Below are 23,317 nucleotides of genomic sequence, written 5' to 3'. Positions count from 1 at the left end.
TTATGCTAATAGAAGGCTATTATGAATTATAGTAATTCTGGTAATATTGAGGAACCATTACTGATAAAAACATTTTATAATATTTCAGTAAACAGGCTGGAAGGTATTCTGAGGGCTGAAATAGGTAAGTTTAAGAAGGAGTTATACTTTAAGAATGGAATGCTCGTAGCCGGCAGGTCCAACATATTGAAAGAAACACTTGGCAGGGTTTTATTTGAAGCAGGGCTGATAAATCAATCCGATTATGAGACTTCTTTAAACGAGGTAATACAGAATAAGGAACGGCAAGGAGCTGTTTTACAGAAAAGAGGCTTATTGCCCATCAATATTAATGATGCCCTAAAATTACAACTCAGAATGAGGTTTGTTTATACATTCACAATGGCAGGGGGTAAGTTCCATTTTAGAGAAATGACTTTACCGGAAAGTCTTTTATCATCTTTATCATTACCTTTATTCCCGCTTGTCCTGGAGGGTGTAAAAACCTATTTACCAAAAGATATTATATTGGATTTTATAAATAAAAATCTTAACAAGAGATGTATAAAAGGACATTATAACTATGAGCCGTCTTTGTTTCAACTAACACAGGAAGAGCTAAATATACTGACAAAGCTGGCATCAAACAAAACGCTTAAAGAAATTATCACAGCATTCCTTGCAAATAATCAAATAAGAAGCATGATATTTTTATTTTTTGCTCTTGAATATGTAATGTTCGATAATAATCAGGCACATATGCAAGCAAAACAGGAGCTATCGCAGGAGCATAAAAAACTGTTGGAACAATTGAAAGACAAAACCGAAAATTTAAAAGAAAAAAACTTTTACGAGTGTCTTGGTGTTAATCAACAGGCAAATAAGGCTTTAATAAAAAAGGCATATTTCATGCTTGCAAAAGAATATCATCCGGATCATTATTATGAATATCCACCCGAGGTAAGAGATATCGCGGCAGAGATATTTACGATCATTACAAATGCTTATGAAACATTGTTTAGTGAAGAGGAACATGCCAAATACGATAATTACCTGAAAACGGGTAAGAAAAATACTGATGATAATGAAGCAGATGCAATACTCAGGGCAGAGTTGCAATTTCAGAAAGGAGAGGTACTTCTTAAAACAAATGATGCGAAAGGTGCTCACGATAATTTTAAATGGGCTGTTGAACTTAATCCCAATGAAGGTGAATATATAGCATATCTTGGATGGTCTATATTCAAACTTGATCCAGATTCTGAACAGGCGAGATCAAAAGCGATCGATTATATAAAAAGAGGGCTGCAATTAAATAAGGAACAGGATTCGGGGCATTATTTTCTTGGAAGGATACTCAAGGTGAAAGGTGATGAGGGTAAAGCAATGGAAGAATTTGCAATGGCGTATAGTCTGAATCCAAGCAACATTGATGCTCTTAGAGAGATAAGGGCTTACGAACTTTCAAAAAAAAATCAGACAGGTGTATTCAAAAAACTTTTTAAGCAATAGAAGGGAAAACAATGATACAAAAAACCGATTATATTTGGATGGACGGCAAATTTGTAAAATGGGAGGATGCAAAGATTCATGTGTTGACACACTCATTGCACTATGGAGTTGCACCATTTGAGGGTATAAGAGCCTATAAAACGGTTAATGGCAAATCAACGGTTTTTAGAATTGATAGCCACGTAAAAAGATTTTTTGATTCAGCACATATAATGCTTATGGATTATCCGTTCACGCAGGAGCAGATAAAGGACGCTATCGTAAAAACTTTACAGAAGAACAAGTTAAAAGAGGGTTATATAAGGCCCATAGCATTTATAGGTTACGGCGATATGGGTTTGTACGTGGAAGATAATCCAATACATATCGTAATAGCTGTATGGCCATGGGGCGCGTATCTTGGCGAAGAAGGGCTTCTGAACGGCATTAGGGCAAGGATATCCTCTTATGCGCGGTATAACGTTAATGCTGTAATGAGCAAGGCTAAAATAAGTGGAGCGTACATGAACTCTATACTTGCTAAAAAAGAAGCTAAACTGAATGGTTATGATGAAACCATACTTCTTGATCAAGACGGCTATGTTGCAGAGGGCAGCGGTGAGAATATTTTTATTGTTAAAAATGGTGTTATTAAAACTCCACCGCTTACATCAATATTACCCGGTATTACCCGTGAAACAATCATACAGCTTGCAAAAGAGTCCGGTATCCCTGTTGAAGAAGAAAGATTTACGAGGGATGAACTTTACATAGCAGATGGTGTATTCCTCACCGGGACAGCAGCAGAAATTACACCTGTAAGGGAAGTTGATGACAGAAGAATAGGCGACGGTAAACCATGCAAGATCTTTCAATTACTGCAAAAAAAATTCTTCAATATAGTAAAAGGCAGAGATAAAAAGCATAAAAACTGGCTTTTCTATTATACTGCATGACCATTCCTAAGAACATTTATAGGTACTTAATAACACTTATTATTATAATTGCTATTGGGACCGCGGGATTCATGTATCTTGAGCAGTTTAGCTTTGTAGAGGCGGCGTACACAACCATCGTAATCTTGAGTACTGTCGGGTATAGTGGAGGGGCAAGGCGATTGGATCCAAAAGGTGAGATATTTGCTGTTTTCATGATTGTTATAGGCATAGGTTTTGTTACATACAGTGCCGGCGGATTATTCAGGGCTATAATAGAAGGTGAATTAAGGGAAACCATAGGGAGGAATAAAGTGATAAAGGCAATAGAACAACTAAAGGATCATTACATACTATGCGGTCTTGGACGAATAGGTACCACCGTGGCTAAGGTGTTGAAGAATAATAATGTTTCATTTATTGCAATAGATCGTGATGCAAGTATTTTAGGCATGACAGAACAGAATGAATACTTATTTATTCAAGGTGATGGAACAGACGAAGAAGTTTTAAAAAAGGCAGGCATAGATAAGGCAAGAGGTCTTATAGCAGTTATGGCAAATGATGCAGACAATGTTTATACAGTTCTGACAGCAAGGGATATGAATTCTTCACTTTTTATAATATCAAGGGCCGGTGATAGTTCTTCAATCTCAAAGTTATATAAGGCTGGTGCTAATAGAGTAATATCCCCATACATCATAGGTGGTGAAAAAATAGCACATAGTGTAATAAAACCGAATGTGATTGATTTTATGGAGCTTGCCATTGATAAATCAAATATTGATCTTAAAATAGAAGAACTTTCTATAGATAAAACTTCTACGTTGAATGGTAAAACACTCGAAGAGTCAAAAATAAGACAGCTTTTTGATATTATTATTATTGCTGTAAGAAAACCTGATGGGCAATTTATGTACAATCCCGCTTCACAATTTGCTATCAGTAGCGGAGATATTCTTATAGCCATTGGCAGGGCGCAGACTCTTGAAAAATTGGAACAGATCACTTCTCCTCAAAGGCCAACAAAGTAAATTGATTTGTCCATCCCCATACGCAGTCTGCAATCGCTTGTTCACTCCCTGACTTTTTAAATGCATTTTTTGTTCAAAGGATAAGGCTTAACTTTTCTTTGACATGATAGATTTAATGCGGTATAGAATATTAATAATAATTTAATTAGGAGGTTTTGTATGGCGAAAGCACAAACAAATTTGGTAGATTTAGTAAGGAAATTTGAACAACAGGCAATGGATCTGGTAAAAAAGACACAATCACAGGCACAGGATTTAATAAAAAATGCACAAAAGGATCTGATGAAAAAGGCTAATAAGAATCCACAGATCAAAAATCTTATTAAGAGGGTAGAACAGGAACAGAAGAAATATGAAGAACTGTTCATGGACGTGCAAAATAGGGCCTTAAACCTTTATAAGGATAGAGCTCCAAAGATCATTGCTGACGTTAAGAAAAAGATAGAAGGATACAGAAAACAGGCGGAAAAGCTTTATAAGGAAGCAACATCGTCTGGTCCTGTAAAGAGTAAAACAGTATCAAAACCAAAAGCGAAAAAATCGGTTAAAAGAGCAAAGGCAAAAACGCCTGTAGTAGAAGTTTCATCAGAGAGCGAGAACTAACTCATAGATAAAAAATAAAATTTAAAGGCTGCAAAAAGATCATTCTGAAATGACAGATTGAAGCGTATAAACGCTAGATTTATCGTTTCAGCGGCGATGATGGGTTGTGACAGTTTCTTCACGAAGTTTATACTGATCGCAGTTAATGTGTTCGGTATACGTTTTATGCACCCTGTTTCATTACCTCGTATTAGTGTTTTTCGTACACCCCTGCAATAATAAAATCCTTTTGGTTACAATGCCCGTTGCGCTATTTCTGCGATATCAAGCACTTTTACATTATCTTCTACACCTTTATCCTTAACACCATCATCAATCATAGTCATACAGAATGGGCATGCTGTTGCTATAATATCGGGATTAAGGGAAAGTGCCTCAGCAGTTCTTACTCTATTTATACGATCGCCTTCTTTTTCTTCAAGCCACATTCTTGCACCTCCGGCGCCGCAGCAGAAGCTGTTTGAATGACTACGTTTCATTTCGATCATCTTTACCTGCGGAACAGCGATTACAACATCACGCGGTTCTGAGTATATGTTATTGTGCCTGCCGAGATAGCAGGAGTCATGGTATGTAACGGTCTTTTCCATGGACTTTGTTGGTTTAAGCCTGCCTTCGTTTATAAGCCGATTTATGAATTGTGAGTGATGTATAACTTCATAATTACCGCCGAATTCGGGATAATCGTGCTTGAGTGTATAATATCCATGCGGACATGCCGTTACAATCTTTTTCACTTTGTACTTATTCAGTGTTTCTATGTTTTGCTTTGCAAGTGCCTGAAACGAGTACTCATTGCCCGCCCTTCTTACCCAGTCTCCGCAACATGTCTCTTCTGTACCAAGAACGGAAAATTTAACGCCGGCTGCTTGCATGAGCTTAACGAATGCAATTGCAATTTTTTTGTTCCTGTCATCATAAGCTCCCGCACACCCAACCCAGTAAAGGATCTCCGCATCCGGTTGATCTGCCATAGTTTTAACGCCGAGTCCCTCTGCCCAATCAAGCCTTGCATCAGCGCCAAGCCCCCATGGATTGCCGTTGGTATCATTATTCCTTAATGTTTTTGCAAGCTCCTGTGGCATCTTGCTCTCTGTCATGACAAGGTACCTTCTCATATCAATAATGTCTCTTATATGTTCGTTCTCAACAGGACAGATCTCCTGACATGCACCACATGTCGTACAAGCCCATAGTTCCTGGGGAGAGATAGATGTGGCTGTATTATGCTCTGAAGGATGCTCTTTTTTGAAAGCCATGCGCTCCTCGCCAACTGCCTCATCTGCTATGAGCTGGACTCTTTGAGCATCCTGAAGTTTTTCACCTTCTTTTAACTTCAGAACCATCGGTCCATTTTCCTTCATATTATCCTTGATGTTAAGAATGATTTCCCTTGGTGATAAGATCTTGCCCGTGTTTGCTGCTGGACAATCATCCGTGCATCTGCCGCACTCCGTACATGCTAGCCCGTCAAGCAGTTGTTTCCATGTTAATTCTTCAAACTTCGAGACACCGAAGGTCTCGGCACCCTCTGCCTCGAAGTTTATGGGCTGGAGCTGCATTGTTTTATCTGTAAGATTCAGAAAGAAGTTGTTTGGTATTGCACCGAGAAGATGCAGGTGTTTTGAATTCGGGATAAAATCAAGAAAGAATAAAAGCATGAGTACATGGAGCCACCATATTATCTCATAGGCTATATGGGAAAAGGGTTGTGTAACATGAAAAAGACTTATATATGTACCGGCAAATAGCATCCAGTTCACGGCTTTGGATATTGGCTCTTCGGAGTTTACCCCGTTGCTTATATTCATTGCAAAAAGTGTAAGCATAAGCCCGGTTATGAGTCCAAGTATTAAGTAAGAGCTTAGATGATAGTTTAGTTTTTTTGGATGTTCTATAAACCTTCTTGCAAACGACATTATCATGGCAATTAGGACTGTTGCTGCCATAAGATCTTGTGAGAAGATGAATATGTTGTAAAGCGGATAACCTAAGAACTTAAAGGTAAACCCGTGTACCAGTCCTCCAATGAGTATCTCTATCTCTCCTAGCAGCAGGATCATAAAGCCCCAGAAGATCATGAAATGCATTATGCCGGCATAGAGTATGTCGCCTTTAGGACGCTTGAAATTGGCAAGCTGAAAGATCGCATTTCTTAACATCATCCATGTCCTCTTGCCCATTTGATCAAATCTGTTCTCCGGTTTGCCAAGCATAACAAATCTGGCCAATGTGACAACCTTGTAGAAGAAATAACCGAAAGATACAATCAAAGCTATGGCTACAAATATCGATTTCATATTACCTCCTTAAAGATTCCTTTCCCATAACCCGGTAAATGCAATAGTGAGAGCTGTAGGGACGAAATTTTTTTCGCCCCTGTGTATTCTATTGACGCTGTGATTCACAAAATACATATTTTTCTTTCCTGCCCTATTTTTTGATATTCTCTGATATAGGGGACAGTTCTCTTCACAACCTTATTTTACCTTCTTGATCTCTGCTATCAATTCAGGTATTGCCTTTGAGAAATCGGCAACAAGCCCATAGTCTGCTACCTGAAATATGGGTGCATCGGGGTCCTTGTTTATGGCTACAATAGTTTTGGAATCCTTCATACCGGCAAGGTGTTGAATTGCGCCTGAAATACCAACAGCTATGTAAAGGGCAGGTGCAACAATCTTCCCTGTTTGTCCTATTTGAAGGTCATTCGGAACCCAACCTGCATCAACTGCAGCTCTTGATGCCCCTACTGCAGCACCAAGCAGATCGGCGAGTTGTTCTATCGACTTAAAGCCTTCAGGCCCCTTTACTCCTCTTCCGCCAGACACTATTGCAGGGGCTTCTGTTAATTGAGGTCTTGTAGATTTGTGCTCTATTGTTTCTATAAACTTTGCCTTTAATAACTGAGGATCGATTTTAACCTGCACATTTTTTACCTCAGATGTTTTATCAGTATTTTGTGCATGCTCAAAAGCCGTTCCCCTTATAGTTGCAATTATAGGTTCGCTTTCTACAGCAACATCAGCAATAATACTTCCAGCCCACATAGATCTAGTGAATCCGGAAATCTTTCCGCCATCATAAGTTATCGATAGTATATCCGATGCCATTCCTGCATTTAATTTTACTGCAAGTCTTGGCAGGAGTTCCTTTGAAAATGCGGATATGGTTGAAAGTACAAGGCCTGGAGAATACTGTTTTATAGCCTCTATTGCCGCAATGGCATATGCTTCTGCTGTATAATCTTTGAGTGCAGGGTCATCAACAAGTATTATTCCATCCGCGCCATAATGCGATGCACTATCTTTTAGCTTATCAATGCCATGCCCCATAAAAAGTAGATACGCTTTGGCATTTATTGCTTTAGAAGCTTCAATACCGGCTTTTACCCCTGAGAGACTGTTTTTTATAATGTCTCCGTTTTTCTGTTCACAGATTACGATTACATTTCCCATGTTTATCTCCTTTATATGACCTTTGCTTCATTCTTTAGTTTGCTAACGAGATCCTGTACAGATTCAACCTTTACCCCACCTTTCCTTTTTGGCGGCTCTGAAAGTTTTTTAATGATGATATGCGGTTTTACACTTATACCGAGATCGTTTAAAGATAATTCTTTTACTGGTTTCTGTTTTGCCTTCATTATGTTTGGTAAAGAGGCATACCGCGGAGTGTTTAACCTTAGGTCCGCTGTAATTACACATGGTATTTCTACCTCTTTTATTTCAAGGCCGCCATCAATTTCCCTTGTCACTTTTATTTTTTTCTTGTCATCAGAGAACTCCAGTTTGGATGCAAAAGCGGCCTGCGGGTAGGATAATAATTCTGCAAGCATATAACCTACCTGTCCCATATCGTCATCTACTGCTTGTTTCCCGAGTATAAAGATATCCGGGTTTTCTTGCTGGGCTATCTTTGAAAGTATATTTGCGATATCCATTGAATCATAATTTCCAGAATAGTTTACAAAAATACCTCTGTCAGCTCCCATGGCAAGGGCAGCTCTTAGCTGTTCTGTTACTTCTTTACCGCCTATAGATACTACTACTACCTCGCCCGTATGTTTTTCCTTGATTCTTAAGCCTTCTTCTACAGCGATTTCGTCGAATGGATTTACAACAAATTTTACACCTTCGGTTTGGATCCATGTGCCATCCGGTTTTAATTTAAGCTTTGCCTCCGGATCTGTTACCCTTTTTACTGTTGCAAGAATCTTCACTGCTACCTCCTATATGTTTATTTTTTTATAGCTATGCCGTTAATCAAAACTTCTGTGGCATCATTGCTTAATTTTTCTATAGTGTACTTAGAGTCGCCTGCAAGAACCCAGATCAAGGTAAGTTCATCAAGTGCACCGAATATTATCCTTTTCATAATACCGGGCATCAAATGTCTTGCTACCAACCCTTTTGCCTGAGCATCCCTTATAATGCCGGATATAATATTCAGGTATTCTTTGAATTTTATATTCTTGTATTCCTTTATGAACTTATTACTCTGTCTTAACTCAACGGATATGACCTCTGCAAGGAATTTGTCTTTTTTTATTAGTTCAAAATGAATTTTTATAAAGGTGCGTAATTGTTCGATCGGATCGTTTATAGTGGAAAGCCTTTCTTGTACCATTTGAATAATCTGATTCATGCTTTCTTCAAAAAGGGATACAAGAAGTATATCCTTGTTCTTAAAATAAAGATATATTGTGCCATCGGCTACATTGGCTTCTTTTGCAATGTCTGATATGCGGGTATTGTAAAATCCTTTTCTTGCGAAGGTTTTAATGGCGGCCCTCAATATTTGTTCGTGCTTATCATTCTTATCGTTATTTTGTCTTATATTTTTTTTCATTTATTATTTTGACTGAATAGTCATTCATTATTAGTGTCAATACAATTTGTCAAGAGTATCTATAGGATGCAGGATCATTTTTTGTATCAATATTTTGGTACTGCTTTAAATTTTAATTTGCTGTTCTCAAAATCCACTTTAAATTCTATGTCCTTACATTTATACTGTGCTACGAGTTGGGCACGCTTGGTTTCGAGTGTAGCTTTAAGAGCATTGTAGGATAACGGTTTTAATGAAGGGATTCGTAATGATATTAACTTAAGATATTCGTCATAAACGTCCCTGTACTGTTCCTTTTCTATACGGTTATTATGATCGTTTGATTTGACAGGCATTCCTTCTTCTTTTTTGATTTTGGATAATTCAAGCATCTTTGATCTATTATCCCAGTACCGTTTTAGGGCTACGAATTTAGAGATGACATTCTCATAAGTAAACTTTTGACTCGCTTTTATAAAATGCATCTGACTAAACTTTACAAGAATTCTGTCTATGTCTTCGCGTTTTCTTACCGGCTCTAATTTCAGATCTTTTGCGAAATATCTTTCGTAATCAAACTTTAGGTCCTGCATTTTTATTTGTAACAATCTTAATTGTTCATCTATATTATTTTCATCTAAATTGGCCATATTAAAGCCTGTTTGTGTCTAAAATTGTTCTTGACTTAACTGTTGGTTCTGATATTAACGCAAACAACATATAATGTAAAGGAGGGTTTATGACAAAGGCAGATTTAGTAAAGAAACTCGCTGACGAAGCAGAAATTGCTAAGTCAAAAGCAGAACAGGTTTTAAACGCTTTTATCTCACAGGTAACAAATATATTAAAAAAGGGTGATAAGTTAACATTACCCGGATTTGGTACCTTTAGGGTAATTAAGCGTGCAGCAAGGAAAGGTATTAATCCTCAAACAAAGGCTGAAATCAAAATACCCGCGAGGAAAGTTCCAAAATTTAAAGCCGGATCTGGTCTGAAAAAGGTAGTAAAGTAAAGACATTTTTAGTGACGGGTGTTCCCCGTCACACCTTTTTAGTTATTATTTCTTTCTTTGATTGTTATTCCTATGCCATTATTTAATTCCTTGAAGGTAGCATACTTAAAAAACTGGCAGAGGTGGGGTATCAATGCCCGCTATGTAGTTTATATCTTTGCTGCTATTCTTTTACTTTATTATTTCAAAGCTCACCCGGGCATATATCTTTACATAATCGGCTTTGGGTTATTACTGTTGATTATAAACTTCTTAATAGATCGTGTAATCTTTTACCCTCCTATCAAGTATGCTCTTTTTATATCTACCATAATACTGGATACAGTTTTAATTGGGTTCGCGGTTTTAATCACCGGCGGGTCTAAAAGCCCCTTTTTTTTATTATCTTTTATTCAACTAATTCTCATAAGTTTACTAGGTAACCTCATTATTGATGTATTTTTTTTTGGTCTCAATATCGTTTCTTATGTTATCGGAGTATACTTATACGGATCACTTAAAAGCGGAAGTTTTGTATTTATAGATAAAATTATTTCACGTACTATTGTTACTACGGAACCAAACAGGTATGATTTCATTTTAACGACTTTTGTAATATTTACCATAATAGTCGGCATTCAGTTTTATGTAGCGGAGAGACTTAAAAAAAACGAATTAGCTATATTGAGAGAAAAAAATAGGTTAGATTTTCTGTTAAACGTGTCGGAAAGCTTCAGAAAGCTTGAGCCTCTCGACTCATTTTTATACAATATAACCAGAATGGTAAGGCATTCCTTTGGATACAGTTATAACGGTATCGGACTTTTGAATGATAATAAAACAGAGCTGACCATGTACAGCTATTCACCACGGAAAGGTGTTGAACGTGTAAATAATATTCTTGGCATAGAACTTTCCAAGATAAGATTTATAATGAGCAGCGGGGAAAATTATGTTGCTAAAGCAGTAAAAGAAAGGGCAAGCTTTATCATTAACGATGAGAGATTATTGTTTGTAGACACTATTCCATCTTTTCAGAAAGAACAGGCAAAAGCTATCCAGGAATTAACAGGAACTAAAACCTTCATACTTATTCCTATTATAGCAGTTGGAGATGTGATAGGTGTGTTTGAGGTTGAATCAAAAAATGAACAGGTGGAGCAAGACGATATTATTCTGTTAGAAAAATTTGTTTCTCAAATAGGCATAAGCATTTTAAACAATAAACTGTACTCTAAAACATTAATGCAGAAAAAAGAAATAGAGAACCAGTATCAGGGCAGGAATCATGTTTTTAGTGAACTTCAAAAGGCATATTCAAAGCTTGAGAATTTTACATCTGAGCTTGAACTGTCAAAAAAGAAACTTGAAGAAATGAAGGGTATACTTTATCACACGGATAAACTCGCAAGCATAGGGCAGGTTATAGCAAGTGTTACACACCAATTAAGTAATCCGATATCCGTAATATCCGGGCAGAGTGAGTTATTACTGAGAGAACTTGATCATGATGGAATAACAACAGGCAAGGATAAGATAGAGAAGATTATTAACGGAACTAATAAACTTAATTCTTTTGTTAAAAAACTAATGCTTTCCATAAGACAGACAAAACAAGAAATTTCTTTGGTTAATCTTAATGATTTAATCAAGTCAATCGTGATGTTATGGGAATACGAATTCAAAACACGCGGTATTGAGCTTGTCATAAAATTATTTGTTGATCTGCCTCAAATAGAAGGGATTTCGGATGCACTGGAACAAATGATCGTAAATCTTATTTCAAATGCAAGGGATGCAATGGAAGGTAAAAATGGTAGGGTGACAATAGCCACAAGGATCTTTGACAAGGAAAATGTTGAGGTTGAAGTATCAGATGAGGGTATCGGCATAACGGATGAAGATCTTTCGAAAATATTCAATCCATTCTTTACGACAAAGCCTTCCGGCAAGGGCACAGGCCTTGGCATGGTAATTGTTATGAACGCGGTACAGGAACATCACGGCAGGATACTGCTCAAAACAAAATTGAATATCGGCACGACATTTACTATAATATTACCGATAGTGCACAAAAAAGATTTATGACAAACAACTATAATAACGGTAATGTACGTATACTCGTGGTTGACGATGAGAGTTCTATAAGGGAGCTCATAAAAGAATACCTTTCTATAGAAGGCTATCAGGTTGATACTGCTTCAGATGGAAACAATGCTTATGAATACATGAGGCATTCCTATTATGATATCATCATTACCGATCTTGAGATGCCAGGGCTTAATGGTATTGAATTGCTCGAAAAGGCAAATAAAGAAGGGCTCAATCACAAGTTTATAATTCTAACAGGTTTCGGGACTGTAGAAACAGCCATTACAGCACTAAAACTTGGCGCACTTGATTATATATTAAAGCCTTTCAAGCTTGAAGAGTTCGGGTTGATCATAAAAAATGCCATAAGAAGACGAAAACTTGAAGAAGAAAATATCCAGTTAAAAGAGGCACTATCCCTATATCAGATAAGTGAGGCAATGATTTTAAATGATAATGTCAGAGCAGTGCTTGATCTCGTACTTGAAAAAGTGCTTACAGAATTTGATTCTGATATTTCAATTATTGCTCTTAAAGAAGTAGATATCTTTTCAAGAAAAGAAAAGATATACTCACCTGTGATTACGAAGATCTCCAGGTCCACAATGGAAGTAAGTCAGGAAGAACTCGAATCAGGATTTAACAAAGATATTGTTTATAGGGTATTAGAAAAAGACCGTATATTGAATCTTACAGGCAAGGATATAAATAAGATAAGAAACGATAAACCATTGTCTTTTGAGATAAAGTCTTACCTCGGTGTTGCTATTGGATTAAGGGATAGATTTTACGGCTCACTCTGTGTGTTCAGAATAAAAAATGGTATACCCTTTACTCACGCTCAGGAAAAGCTTCTGGCTATTTTTGCAGAAAGGGTTACATCATTGCTTGAGGTAAAACGTTATGATGAAGGCCTACAGATAACAATGATAGAATCGATTGAGTCACTTGTTAAGGCATTAGAAGCAAAAGAGCCGTACACGAGAGGTCATTCCGAAAGAGTTTCTGCTTATGCCGTCATATTAGCAGAAAAGATTGGTTTTGATGAAAAGCTAAGTTCCCGCATTGCATTAGCAGGAAGGCTGCACGATATAGGAAAAATAGGTATCAGGTATGATGCTCTTACAAAAAAAGAAGGACTTGATAAGGAAGAGTATGAGCAGTTTAAGCTTCATACGATAATAGGCGCCAACATACTTAAACCGATGTCCTTCTTATCGGATATAATTCCATATATTCTGTATCATCATGAAAGGTATGACGGCAGAGGGTATCCTGAGGGACTTAAGGGAGACCATATCCCTTTTGTAGCAAGGATACTGTCAATATGTGATAGCTTTGATGTTATGACATCTGACAGACCGTACAGAGATGCCCTTAATAAGGAGGATGTAATTTCAGAATTAAAAAATAACAGCGGTACTCAATTTGATCCCGAGCTTGTGAATACGATGCTGCAATTGTTAGAAGAAGGCAAGATCCCATTAGTAATGTAAATTGGGGGAATAATATGCCAAAAGGCATTACTATATTTGATAAGGTTTTTATCGGGGAATTCACCGATATAGTGAACAGGACAGGGGTGAGTGTTATATACTTTGAAGATGGAGCCATTGCCGGGGTTTATAAATATGGTTTTGCAACAAGTACAAGGCAAATAGACTCACTTGAAGCAGGACATATTGTTTCAAAGATTGATGCTATTACACTTACAGGGGGCAGCGCATTTGGTCTTGATGTATCATCAGGTGTTATGAAATGGCTAAAAGAAAAAAACAAAGGTGCAGATATTCGGGGTATAACAATACCGATTGTTCCATCTGCAGCCATTTTTGATCTAAGATTTTCAACAGGAATAACCCCTGATTTTAATATGGGTTATTCAGCATGTAATGCTTTATCAAAAGAAGTGCATGAAGGCTCTTACGGTGCTGGTACAGGAGCTACGGTCGGGAAAATACTCGGCGTTGATAACTCAATGAAAGGCGGGGCAGGGACATTACATGAAACGTTGTCAGATGGTTCAACAATTGCTGTGTATGTTGTGGTTAATGCATTTGGGGATGTCTTAGGGTATGAACGTAATATCATCGCAGGCGCGAGGAAAGAACGATATTCACATGAATTTATTAACACCTCAAACTTTTTAATGGGTGGCGGTCTATCAGAGCCTATAGATCCTGTAACAGAGAGTACAAACCTAAGTGTTGTCATAACCGATGCAGAATTTGATAAAACAACACTTATAAACATAGCAAGGATGGCGGCATCCGGGATTACAAAGGCGATCTCCCCTGCCGGAACGAGTTTTGACGGAGACGTTGTATTTGCCGTATCGGTAGGGAATAAGAGAGCCCTTATTGATGTGGTAGGATATGCAGCTTCGGTGCTTACTGAAGAAGCGATTAAAAGGGCCGTTAGGAACGCAGATGGGTTTGGCGTGGTTCCATGTTACAGTGATTTTTTAAAGGGGCATTAATGATAAACGAGCGTTTGGAGGCATTAAAGTTACTTTTAAAAGACAGGGATGAACAGGTGAGGCAGCATGCTGCCGAAGCCATAGAAAAGCTTAATGCAAGGAGTGAAATAAATAAATTTGCAGAGGCACTGAAAAACGATGATGTTATGACAAGATCAAGGGCTGTTTTTGGTCTTGCAGGCATTAACACCCAAAAGTCATTGGAGTATCTTGCCATAGCTAGTGCAGATATAGAAGCCAACATAAGAGCTCATGCGGTTAGATTACTCGGTGAAAAAAAGGCTGTGCAGTATATTGATATTATTTTAAAACGTATTGGAGACAATGATGTAAATGTAAAGATAGAAGCAATTAAGGCGCTTGGTGAAACTGGCAGCTCTGCGCATCTTGCTTATTTATTACAACTTTTAAAAGATCCGAACAAGGATGTTGTTGCTGCTGCGGTTTTAGCGATAGGCAAGATCAGGGATGCAAGGGCCGAAAAGCCGTTAATGATTCTTCTATCACATCCGGTTCCTGAAATACGGAGCGCATCGGCGATAGCACTTGCTGAGCTTGATTGAGCAGGTTAAAGTAAAGACTATGAATATATATTTAATAATTATTTTGATTTCATATCTTGCCGTAACAGGATTTGGATATTGGCTTGAATATTTGAATATGGCATATCTTAAAAGGTACGGCTCTGTAGTTCCTTCTGAATTTCAAGGACAGATAGACAATGAATTACTGATAAAAACACAGAACTATACTATTGAAAATACAAAATACGGAATTGTATTATCGGTTTTTAATAGTATTATTGCACTCATATTTATATTCGGCGGATTGTTAAATATCTATAATACGTGGATTGAATCTCTCAATCTGCCTTTTATGGCAGAGGGCATAATATTCTTTATTACGCTGTATTATGTTGAAAGCATTATAACGATGCCGTTCAATCTTTATCAGGTATTTATAATAGAAAGAAAATATGGATTTAATAACACAAACCCGAAATTATGGCTTACAGATTTCATAAAATCCATAATCTTATCTACCATTATTATGGGAATTGTTATAGCAATAGGTCTATTCATTGTTACTGAAAGTCCCGATTTTTGGTGGTTGTGGGTGTGGGGCTTTTTTTTGATATTCAGCATATTCATAATGTATGTCTCACCCTATATTATAGAACCTCTATTTAATAAATTTACACCAATCGACGATGAATCACTTGTGCAAGGCATAAATAGCCTTATGAAAAAAGTTGGTATAATGGTAAGCAGGGTATTTAAAATAGATGCATCAAAAAGGACATCACATACAAATGCATATTTTACCGGTATAGGAAAAGTAAAACGGATCGTGCTTTACGATACCCTTCTCAAAAAAATGAATATTCAGGAGATATTATCTGTACTTGCACATGAGGCTGGACACTGGAAAAAAAAGCATCTGTTGAAAAGTATGATCGTAATAGAAGGTATCGGGCTAATAGCTTTTTATGTTTCTTTTAGATTACTTAAGTTTGATTTACTTACGGAACTTTTTCATATAGAAAAGAGCACATTTTTTGCCAAGCTTGTTGTTCTCGCCTTCTTAGGCGAGATTGTTATGTTTCCTTTTACACCATTTTTAAATTTTCTTTCAAGAATGCATGAAAAAGAGGCAGATCGTTTTGCTTGTGAAATTACCGATGATCCGGAAAGTATGATAAGTACACTTGTCAAGCTCTCAAAAGATAATCTATCGAATCTTCATCCTCATCCGGTTTATGCGGCGTTTCATTATTCACATCCGCCCATTATCCAGAGAATAAAATTTATCAGGGATGTTTTAACCAAAAAATAAAAAGATAAACAATCTCAATCCTCAATGCATGTTTTTATTCTAATCTTTATCTGAATTGAATATCTTTAAATTAAGCAAGCCTCAAATATGAGTTAGTCATAATACTTAACGGTATCGTTTAAACCATTTCTTGAAGTAACTATATTATTAATAGTGGCTTCTTTATTGTAGTAGCCTATAGATATCCCCAAAATAAATTTTTTACTTGCCGGTAAATGAAATGCTTCTCTAAGAATGTCAGGGTATCTAACGAGATAAGCCTGAGGGCAAGCACCGAGTCCTAATTCATGCGTGCATAAAAGAATATTTTGGGCAAGCATGCCGCAATCAAACACCGACCAGATGCCGAGTTTTTCATCCATGTAGATGAAGATAGCCGTCTGTGAGCCAAAAAAAAGATAGTTTGATAAAGTTACATCTTTTCTTTTTAAAACATTATCTCTCGGTATGCCGAGTGATTCATACCTTTTTTTACCGGTTTCAAATATGTTTTTGTATTGTTGTTCCGGCCAGAAAGAGGGGAAGGGAAAATCCGGATTTCCCGGATCGTCATTACTTGCCAATTTGTGTATTTTATTTTTTATGAATTCACTGGTTCTGCCTGTCGATACTGCAAGCTCCCATGGCTGCGAATTAGCCCATGAAGGTGCTCTTAAAGAAACATTTAATATCTTATTTATCAATTCTAAAGGGACCGGAATATTTTTAAAATCTCTCCTGGATGAGCGGGTGATTATTGCGTCAAAAAGCTCCATAATATTTTCTCCTGTTAAGATATTTATATTGAATGTACGGCATTTTTATGAATTAGACAATAACTTCATGGATTATGTTTTTTAAATTACAAGAAGATGATTGGGAGCATACGCAAGCGTTTCTGTACACTGCTTTAAAGACATGGTATTAATTTTAATGTATCATTAACACATGAGCATGATTATGCTATTGCATTTATGACCCTTTAGGTAAAGGAGGCAAAATGAAATTGGTAACATCGGAAATTATGAGAGGACTTGATAAAAAGGCCCTGGAGTTTGGTATTGAAAGTATCATTCTTATGGAGAATGCAGGCAGATCGGTTTATCAGGCAATCATAAAGGGTTTTAAAAACGATGCGGATAAGGGTGTTGTTGTGTTCTCCGGAAAAGGCAACAACGGCGGGGATGGATTTGTTACTGCAAGATACCTTATTAATAACGGCTTTGAAACGGATGTAGTGTTTTTAGGGGATCCGGGTGAGCTTTCGGATGATGCAAAAGCAAACCATACGGCATTAAGCAGGATAACGGAACGCATACATTATATAAAGAGTACCGATGAACTTAAATCTCTCGGTATTAATATAAAAGAAAAGGGACTTGTCGTTGATGCACTGCTTGGAACAGGGATTAAAGGCGATGTGAAAGTATTGTATATGGAGATAATAAACATGATCAATGAGTCGGGTTTACCCGTCGTTTCTGTCGATATACCATCGGGTGTTGATGCAGATTCAGGTCAGGTACTCGGTACTGCGGTAAGAGCTAAAAAAACCGTTACTTTCGGGCTCGCAAAGATAGGCCTTGTTGTCCATCCAGGATGTGAACATGCGGGTGATCTTGAGGTAGCTGACATATCGATACCTAAAAGGCTTATTGATAGTATAAGTGTACCTTATAACCTCGTAACACATAAGCTGGTTGGTTCTATGTTTAAACCCAGAGGGCTATCCACAAATAAGGGTGATTATGGACATGTGCTTGTTATCGGCGGTTCGGAGGGTAAAAGCGGGGCCGTAATACTCGCAGCAAAAGCTGCGTTGCGTGCTGGCAGCGGACTTGTTACTGTTTCAGGACCGGAAGGTTTAATGCCTATTTTTGAATCAACGGTTACAGAGGCTTTGAAAGAACCTTTGAATGAAACCCTCGAGGGATTTATAGCACGCTCTGCAATAGAACAGGTAGATAAACTTATGCAGACGAGTGATGTTGTTGCTTTGGGTCCCGGCATGGGTACTGAAAAAGAAACAATTGATTTTGTTCATAACCTTCTTGATAGATGTAAAATACCGATGGTGATTGATGCAGACGGTATAAATATAATCGCGCATAATCCGGACGTTTTGCTTTCGAGGGGCCGTGAGGATCTTGTGCTTACCCCGCATCCCGGTGAGTTTGGCAGGCTTGTAAACATGCATGCACATGAGATCAATAAGGACAGGATAAGACTTTCATCCGATTTTGCGAAAAGGTACAGATGTACACTTGTACTTAAAGGTGCAAAGACTGTTATAGCAGCAAAGAATGGGGATGTCTGGGTAAATCCAACAGGCAATCCCGGTATGGCAACAGGTGGTATGGGAGATGTGCTTACAGGACTTATTTCAGGCCTTATTGCAATTGGATTGACCACCGAGAATGCTGCAATAGCAGGCGTGTTTATACATGGCATGGCAGGAGATATGATCTATGCATATCGTAAGAACAGTGCCATACTTGCAGGGGATCTCCTTGATCGTATACCTTATGTAATATCAAATCTTAATGAATGTCCCAGTCTCTAAAAGACCATTGTTGTTCATGGTTGACGGGAGCTCATATATCTTCCGTGCATACCATGCACTCCCGCCGTTAACCAATAAAAAAGGCATACCCACAAATGCTGTTTACGGCTATACAAATATGCTTATAAAGGTTATAGAGAAGTATAAGCCTGATTATTTTATTGTTGTATTTGATTCTAAAGGTCCAACCTTTAGGGATGGCATAAGTGTAGAATACAAAGCAAACAGAGGTGCTCCACCGGATGATCTTTCCGTACAGTTTCCTTACATCTTTGAGATCAATGATGTGCTTGGTGTAAGTCAGGTATCAAAAGAAGGTTATGAAGCTGACGATATTATAGCAACCTTAGCTGATAGGGCGGTTGATAAGAATTTCGGTGTTATTATTATCAGTTCTGATAAGGACATAATGTCCGTTATCTCCGACAATGTTGTTATGCTTGATACAATGAGAGACCAATGGATTTCGGAATCTTATGTTGTCGATAAGTTCGGGGTAAAACCATCGCAGATCTCTGAATTCCTGATGTTAACAGGCGATGCTGTTGATAATATAAAAGGCGTTTCAGGTATCGGTAAAAAAACAGCGGCAGAACTGCTGTCAAAGTATACAAACATTGACGGCATATATGAACACATTAATGATATCTCAAGCAATCGCATCAAACAATCGCTTATCAATGAAAAGGAAGTGTTATACAAAATTACGAGACAGCTTATAGAGCTTAAACATGATGTTCCTGTTGAGATAGATTTTAATACGGTAACACTGCCAAAGCCATTTCTTCCACCATCGAGACAGGAGAAAAGAGAGATGCTGATAAAGACGTTTACAGAGCTGGAGTTTACCAGGCTTATGGATAAGATTGGTAAGGCGGATATAAATTTTGATTATAAGGAGATTCCATCATTCGATGTTGTTAAAGAAGCAGCTATCGAACAAAAGTGGATTACATTGTATATTCTTGGTAAAGAGATCGGGAGTTTTATAGACCAGCCGTATTATATTAAAGACTCTTCTGCAGAGCAACTAAAAGATATTCTTGGATTAGATATTAAAATCATTGTTCATGATGCAAAGGCTGTTTACAGATGGGCTGTTGAACATGATATTGATGTAAAGGCAAAGCTATTCGGGGTTGAGCTTGCATCATATCTTTGTAACCCTGAGATGAAAAGATATACCATCGATGCACTTGCTATTTCTGAACTCGGTGAAGAGCTGCCTGTTATAAGTGAGGATGAATTAGCAGAGCAGGGTGATATGTATAAAACGGTTAAAGATAATGCCATATATGTAGCAAAATCAGCAATGATTTTGGCAAAGTTATACAATATTTATTCAGAAAAGCTCAGCAAGGATGCGATTGAGCCGCTTTTTTCCAATATCGAAATGCCTTTATCAAAGATACTCGCGAAGATGGAATATACCGGTATTGCCGTTGATAGAGGATATTTAAATGAGCTGTCAAGTGTATACAGTCAAAAGATCAATACCTTAATAAAGGAAATGAAGTCTTATGTGACTTCGGATTTTAATCCCGATTCTCCAAAACAGGTAGCGGGTGTTTTGTTTAATGAATTAAAGCTGGCCCATTTAAAGAAAACAAAAAACGGCTATTCTACCGATAACGAAGTGCTTCTGGCACTTAAAGACAAACATCCTTTTGTAGCATTTTTGCTCGAATATAGAAACATTGCAAAGTTAAAAAATGGTTTTATTGATTCTTTATCAAGGTTCATAAATCAAAAAACAAATAGGATACACACGCATTTTATACAAACGGGAACAGCGACAGGAAGGCTTGCAAGCATCGAACCGAATCTTCAAAATATTCCGGTAAAGGATGAAAATGGCAAATTGATTAGAAAGGCATTTATTGCGGATAAGGGTTGTTCAATACTGAGTGCCGATTACTCGCAGATAGAATTAAGGGTTATGGCACACCTTTCATCGGATGAATCACTCATAAATGCCTTTTTGCATGATCGCGACATACATTCACTTACGGCATCAAAGATCTTCCATGTAGATATGGAACATGTAACCGATATGATGCGTACAAGGGCAAAGGTGATAAACTTCGGTATCATGTACGGTATGAGTGCTTATGGCTTATCAAAAGAACTTAATATATCTTCTGAAGAATCACAGATCTTTATAGATAGTTATTTCAATGAATATAAGGGCATAAGGGCATACATAGAAGATATACTAAATGGTGTACGGCAGACAGGTTATGTTGGAACAATACTCGGCAGACGCAGGTACATACCAAAGACGCTGGATAATCCTGCATATCAAAGGATAGCGATCAATACACCTGTACAGGGTAGTGCAGCAGACCTGATCAAGATCTCAATGCTGAGGGTTGATAATGCAATAAAAAAACACGGGTATGATGCAAAGATGCTTTTACAAATTCATGATGAGCTGATTTTTGAGGTAAAAAATGAAGAGATAGATGCATTTTCAAAGGTTGTAAAACATGAAATGGAGTATGCGTTCAAGTTGCATGTGCCTTTGAAAGTATCGATAAGCTCCGGTAAAAATTGGGGCGAGACACTTGGTTAGCCCAACCAATCCAATTTCATTTTACACTCATTAAACAGAGCTCTTGCATTGCTGTAATAATCTAACCATTTGACTTCACACATTTTTACATTTACTGATCTATCATATGCAAACAATAGCAACGGTTGATCTCGGAACAAATGCAATGCGGCTTGCAATTGCAAGTGGTTCTTATGAAAAATACGACCTTGTATATTATATAAGGTATCCAAACAGGTTAAGCGACGGCATGTATGCGGACAGAATGCTAAAACAACCCGCAATAGATAGAACCATAAATGCACTTGAGGAAATAAGAACCCTGATAGATAAATACGATGTAACAAGGATAAGATTAATCTCAACAAGCGTTTTAAGAACTGCAAAAAACAATAATGCCTTCCTGAAACTCGTCAAACAAAAGACAGGCTTTGACATAGAGATCATACATGGAGATGAGGAAGCACGGCTGATTCATACGGGTGCGGTGAACGGCATTGATACAGGAGGGAAAAAAGCACTGGTCGTTGATATTGGCGGCGGTAGCACGGAGCTGTCGATAGGAGATCGCGAACATATTGAAATGGCAGTGGCAATAGAAACGGGTGCGGTAAGGTTAAAAGAGCAGTTTATAAAACACGATCCCCCATCAAGAGGTGAACTGCTGGAGATCGAGAAAACCGTTAAGAATAACTTTTCCACCATACTGAAAAAGATAACAAGTGCAGAGCCTGAAATATGGATTGGTGTCCCGGGAAATATCGGGACTATATACAATATCCTGAAACCGCAGGATGGACTTACCTTAACCATGCTGGAAGGGTTTTACGGAAAGTTATCTTTGCTACATGTGTCCGAGATAAAATCATTAACAGGGCTTGAGGCTGATAAGGCTGACATATTGCTGCCAGGTTTAATGATATTGCTCGAAATTATTAAGGCAACAGGGAATAAGAGATTTCACATATCTCCGCATGGTTTACTTCACGGCATGCTCATACAGTTGTTCAGGATGTAATAGGCTAATGGATCACAGTTCTCATCTGCTTCTCAGCGAGGTATTGCCGCAGGGTTAGTTGCATAGGATTTATTGTAGTTGAAGCGTTATTCAAGACACAGAGCACGGCTGCGGGCACAAGACAACCATGTTGTTGAGATATCGTTGTTTTCTGCTGTAGGGGCAACCACGGAAGGCAATAAGCATACCCTTGGATTCTGGATATATAAGGGCAATGAGAGCAATGGATTCTGGACAAAGGTGTTTCAACAACTGATTACCAGAGGAGTCAACAGGGTTTTGCTGTTTGTTACCGGTAATTTTTCCGGTATCAGTGATGTGATCAAGAAATTATATCCGTATAGTGACCATCAACTGTGCCATGTGCATCTGGTACGCAATTTAGTACGCAACCTGACCAAGAAAACAGCATCACAGGCTATCCAGATTACCAAGCTTATCAAAAATGCACGGGAACAGACTGAGGTAGAAACCTATTTTAACCAATTGTGTGAGATTATGCAAAAAGAAAAACCACCTTTAGCTGAATTATACCGTAAGTTCAAAGATAATTACCTTGCGTTTTTGAAATATCCTAAGGCTTCCAGCAAATTTATCTTAGAACTGGAATAACAGTCAAAATGAATATACATAATCTATACAAATCCATTTGACAATTCCAGTCTCTTATGCTTTACATATAATCAAGACTGAATGTGACCTTATCCACCTCTTAATGCGGATTAGAATTTAGTTCCCGGTCAACCGGGGATTAGAAAATATAAAGCTTTACGGAGGGTTTATGACATATTTTAGCAGTGTGTTCCGCACACAGACGATCCAGTGTGCGGCCTTGGGGTTGGTTTTAGGCATTCTATTTTCAGGTGTATCTTTTGCAGGTAATTCAAATCCATCAGCAGCATCTTCATTTAACTTATTCAATATGCAAAACGGC

Annotated in this window: 20 protein-coding genes; 14 read left to right on the top strand and 6 right to left on the bottom strand. The window is 37.7% G+C overall.

The features are described from left to right. Positions 1-21: 21 nt before the first annotated feature. The 4 genes from M1381_12150 to M1381_12135 all read left to right on the top strand — a co-directional run bounded on the left by M1381_12150 (position 22) and on the right by M1381_12135 (position 4,042). Positions 22-1,491 (top strand): DnaJ domain-containing protein, encoded by a 1,470-nt coding sequence (locus tag M1381_12150; protein MCL4479822.1) that lies wholly within the window; start codon positions 22-24, stop codon positions 1,489-1,491. An 11-nt stretch (positions 1,492-1,502) separates the two neighbouring features. Then, the gene (locus tag M1381_12145; GenBank protein MCL4479821.1) at positions 1,503-2,426 is read left to right on the top strand and encodes a branched-chain amino acid transaminase; all 924 of its coding nucleotides are present in this window, start codon (positions 1,503-1,505) and stop codon (positions 2,424-2,426) included. Beyond that, positions 2,423-3,439 (top strand): TrkA family potassium uptake protein, encoded by a 1,017-nt coding sequence (locus M1381_12140; protein ID MCL4479820.1) that lies wholly within the window; start codon positions 2,423-2,425, stop codon positions 3,437-3,439. Before M1381_12145 ends, M1381_12140 begins: the two co-directional genes overlap by 4 nt. A gap of 159 nt (positions 3,440-3,598) precedes the next feature. After that, complete coding sequence (locus tag M1381_12135; GenBank protein MCL4479819.1) at positions 3,599-4,042, top strand: hypothetical protein; 444 nt, start codon at positions 3,599-3,601, stop codon at positions 4,040-4,042. Between the two features lie 233 nt (positions 4,043-4,275). Here M1381_12135 and M1381_12130 read toward each other — a convergent pair whose 3' ends face one another. The 5 genes from M1381_12130 to M1381_12110 form a co-directional block, all read right to left on the bottom strand. Next, a complete protein-coding gene (locus M1381_12130; protein ID MCL4479818.1) occupies positions 4,276-6,342 on the bottom strand; it encodes a heterodisulfide reductase-related iron-sulfur binding cluster in 2,067 nt (688 codons plus the stop codon). Positions 6,343-6,522: 180 nt separating this feature from the next. After that, the gene (locus tag M1381_12125; GenBank protein MCL4479817.1) at positions 6,523-7,500 is read right to left on the bottom strand and encodes an electron transfer flavoprotein subunit alpha/FixB family protein; all 978 of its coding nucleotides are present in this window, start codon (positions 7,498-7,500) and stop codon (positions 6,523-6,525) included. An 11-nt stretch (positions 7,501-7,511) separates the two neighbouring features. After that, positions 7,512-8,264 (bottom strand): electron transfer flavoprotein subunit beta/FixA family protein, encoded by a 753-nt coding sequence (locus M1381_12120; protein MCL4479816.1) that lies wholly within the window; start codon positions 8,262-8,264, stop codon positions 7,512-7,514. Positions 8,265-8,281: 17 nt separating this feature from the next. After that, positions 8,282-8,893 carry a TetR family transcriptional regulator gene (locus tag M1381_12115; GenBank protein ID MCL4479815.1) on the bottom strand — a complete coding sequence of 204 codons (612 nt, stop codon included), beginning with the start codon at positions 8,891-8,893 and terminating at the stop codon, positions 8,282-8,284. 86 nt (positions 8,894-8,979) lie between these two features. Beyond that, a complete protein-coding gene (locus tag M1381_12110) occupies positions 8,980-9,522 on the bottom strand; it encodes a hypothetical protein (GenBank protein MCL4479814.1) in 543 nt (180 codons plus the stop codon). Between the two features lie 89 nt (positions 9,523-9,611). On the opposite strand from M1381_12110, the gene M1381_12105 reads away from it, so the two are divergent. From M1381_12105 to M1381_12080, 6 genes are all read left to right on the top strand, one after another. Beyond that, on the top strand, positions 9,612-9,884 hold the full coding sequence (locus M1381_12105) for an HU family DNA-binding protein (protein MCL4479813.1): 273 nt from the start codon (positions 9,612-9,614) through the stop codon (positions 9,882-9,884). A gap of 72 nt (positions 9,885-9,956) precedes the next feature. Then, positions 9,957-11,951 carry an ATP-binding protein gene (locus M1381_12100; protein ID MCL4479812.1) on the top strand — a complete coding sequence of 665 codons (1,995 nt, stop codon included), beginning with the start codon at positions 9,957-9,959 and terminating at the stop codon, positions 11,949-11,951. Beyond that, on the top strand, positions 11,948-13,450 hold the full coding sequence (locus M1381_12095) for a response regulator (GenBank protein MCL4479811.1): 1,503 nt from the start codon (positions 11,948-11,950) through the stop codon (positions 13,448-13,450). The genes M1381_12100 and M1381_12095 overlap by 4 nt, the downstream gene beginning before the upstream one ends. A gap of 14 nt (positions 13,451-13,464) precedes the next feature. Continuing rightward, entirely contained in the window at positions 13,465-14,433 is a 969-nt protein-coding gene (locus tag M1381_12090; protein MCL4479810.1) for a P1 family peptidase, read from the top strand. Further along, complete coding sequence (locus M1381_12085; GenBank protein ID MCL4479809.1) at positions 14,433-14,996, top strand: HEAT repeat domain-containing protein; 564 nt, start codon at positions 14,433-14,435, stop codon at positions 14,994-14,996. Before M1381_12090 ends, M1381_12085 begins: the two co-directional genes overlap by 1 nt. A gap of 19 nt (positions 14,997-15,015) precedes the next feature. Next, complete coding sequence (locus M1381_12080) at positions 15,016-16,269, top strand: M48 family metallopeptidase (GenBank protein MCL4479808.1); 1,254 nt, start codon at positions 15,016-15,018, stop codon at positions 16,267-16,269. A 92-nt stretch (positions 16,270-16,361) separates the two neighbouring features. Here the strand turns inward: M1381_12080 and M1381_12075 are convergent, their stop codons facing one another. Then, the gene (locus M1381_12075) at positions 16,362-17,024 is read right to left on the bottom strand and encodes a nitroreductase (protein MCL4479807.1); all 663 of its coding nucleotides are present in this window, start codon (positions 17,022-17,024) and stop codon (positions 16,362-16,364) included. A 224-nt stretch (positions 17,025-17,248) separates the two neighbouring features. On the opposite strand from M1381_12075, the gene M1381_12070 reads away from it, so the two are divergent. The 4 genes from M1381_12070 to M1381_12055 all read left to right on the top strand — a co-directional run bounded on the left by M1381_12070 (position 17,249) and on the right by M1381_12055 (position 22,995). Continuing rightward, positions 17,249-18,811, top strand: coding sequence for an NAD(P)H-hydrate dehydratase (locus tag M1381_12070; protein MCL4479806.1), 1,563 nt, complete (start codon positions 17,249-17,251; stop codon positions 18,809-18,811). Beyond that, a complete protein-coding gene (gene polA, locus M1381_12065) occupies positions 18,792-21,386 on the top strand; it encodes a DNA polymerase I (GenBank protein ID MCL4479805.1) in 2,595 nt (864 codons plus the stop codon). Before M1381_12070 ends, polA begins: the two co-directional genes overlap by 20 nt. Positions 21,387-21,492: 106 nt before the next feature. Further along, entirely contained in the window at positions 21,493-22,383 is an 891-nt protein-coding gene (locus M1381_12060; GenBank protein MCL4479804.1) for a hypothetical protein, read from the top strand. 78 nt (positions 22,384-22,461) lie between these two features. After that, entirely contained in the window at positions 22,462-22,995 is a 534-nt protein-coding gene (locus M1381_12055) for a transposase (protein ID MCL4479803.1), read from the top strand. Positions 22,996-23,317 lie beyond the last annotated feature (322 nt).

The sequence above is a fragment of the Deltaproteobacteria bacterium genome (assembly GCA_023382265.1).
In the GTDB taxonomy this organism is placed as follows: Bacteria; JAMCPX01; JAMCPX01; order JAMCPX01; family JAMCPX01; genus JAMCPX01.
The sequence above is the reverse complement of the archived record's forward strand: the minus strand, read 5'-3'. Positions and strand labels throughout refer to the sequence as shown.

Bases quoted from the DNA above. Each gene is read 5' to 3' on its own strand.
- M1381_12150 (MCL4479822.1), top strand. From the start codon at position 22: ATGAATTATAGTAATTCTGGTAATATTGAGGAACCATTACTGATAAAA.
- M1381_12145 (MCL4479821.1), top strand. From the start codon at position 1,503: ATGATACAAAAAACCGATTATATTTGGATGGACGGCAAATTTGTAAAA.
- M1381_12140 (MCL4479820.1), top strand. From the start codon at position 2,423: ATGACCATTCCTAAGAACATTTATAGGTACTTAATAACACTTATTATT.
- M1381_12135 (MCL4479819.1), top strand. From the start codon at position 3,599: ATGGCGAAAGCACAAACAAATTTGGTAGATTTAGTAAGGAAATTTGAA.
- M1381_12130 (MCL4479818.1), bottom strand. From the start codon at position 6,342: ATGAAATCGATATTTGTAGCCATAGCTTTGATTGTATCTTTCGGTTAT.
- M1381_12125 (MCL4479817.1), bottom strand. From the start codon at position 7,500: ATGGGAAATGTAATCGTAATCTGTGAACAGAAAAACGGAGACATTATA.
- M1381_12115 (MCL4479815.1), bottom strand. From the start codon at position 8,893: ATGAAAAAAAATATAAGACAAAATAACGATAAGAATGATAAGCACGAA.
- M1381_12110 (MCL4479814.1), bottom strand. From the start codon at position 9,522: ATGGCCAATTTAGATGAAAATAATATAGATGAACAATTAAGATTGTTA.
- M1381_12105 (MCL4479813.1), top strand. From the start codon at position 9,612: ATGACAAAGGCAGATTTAGTAAAGAAACTCGCTGACGAAGCAGAAATT.
- M1381_12100 (MCL4479812.1), top strand. From the start codon at position 9,957: ATGCCATTATTTAATTCCTTGAAGGTAGCATACTTAAAAAACTGGCAG.
- M1381_12095 (MCL4479811.1), top strand. From the start codon at position 11,948: ATGACAAACAACTATAATAACGGTAATGTACGTATACTCGTGGTTGAC.
- M1381_12090 (MCL4479810.1), top strand. From the start codon at position 13,465: ATGCCAAAAGGCATTACTATATTTGATAAGGTTTTTATCGGGGAATTC.
- M1381_12085 (MCL4479809.1), top strand. From the start codon at position 14,433: ATGATAAACGAGCGTTTGGAGGCATTAAAGTTACTTTTAAAAGACAGG.
- M1381_12080 (MCL4479808.1), top strand. From the start codon at position 15,016: ATGAATATATATTTAATAATTATTTTGATTTCATATCTTGCCGTAACA.
- M1381_12075 (MCL4479807.1), bottom strand. From the start codon at position 17,024: ATGGAGCTTTTTGACGCAATAATCACCCGCTCATCCAGGAGAGATTTT.
- M1381_12070 (MCL4479806.1), top strand. From the start codon at position 17,249: ATGAAATTGGTAACATCGGAAATTATGAGAGGACTTGATAAAAAGGCC.
- polA (MCL4479805.1), top strand. From the start codon at position 18,792: ATGAATGTCCCAGTCTCTAAAAGACCATTGTTGTTCATGGTTGACGGG.
- M1381_12060 (MCL4479804.1), top strand. From the start codon at position 21,493: ATGCAAACAATAGCAACGGTTGATCTCGGAACAAATGCAATGCGGCTT.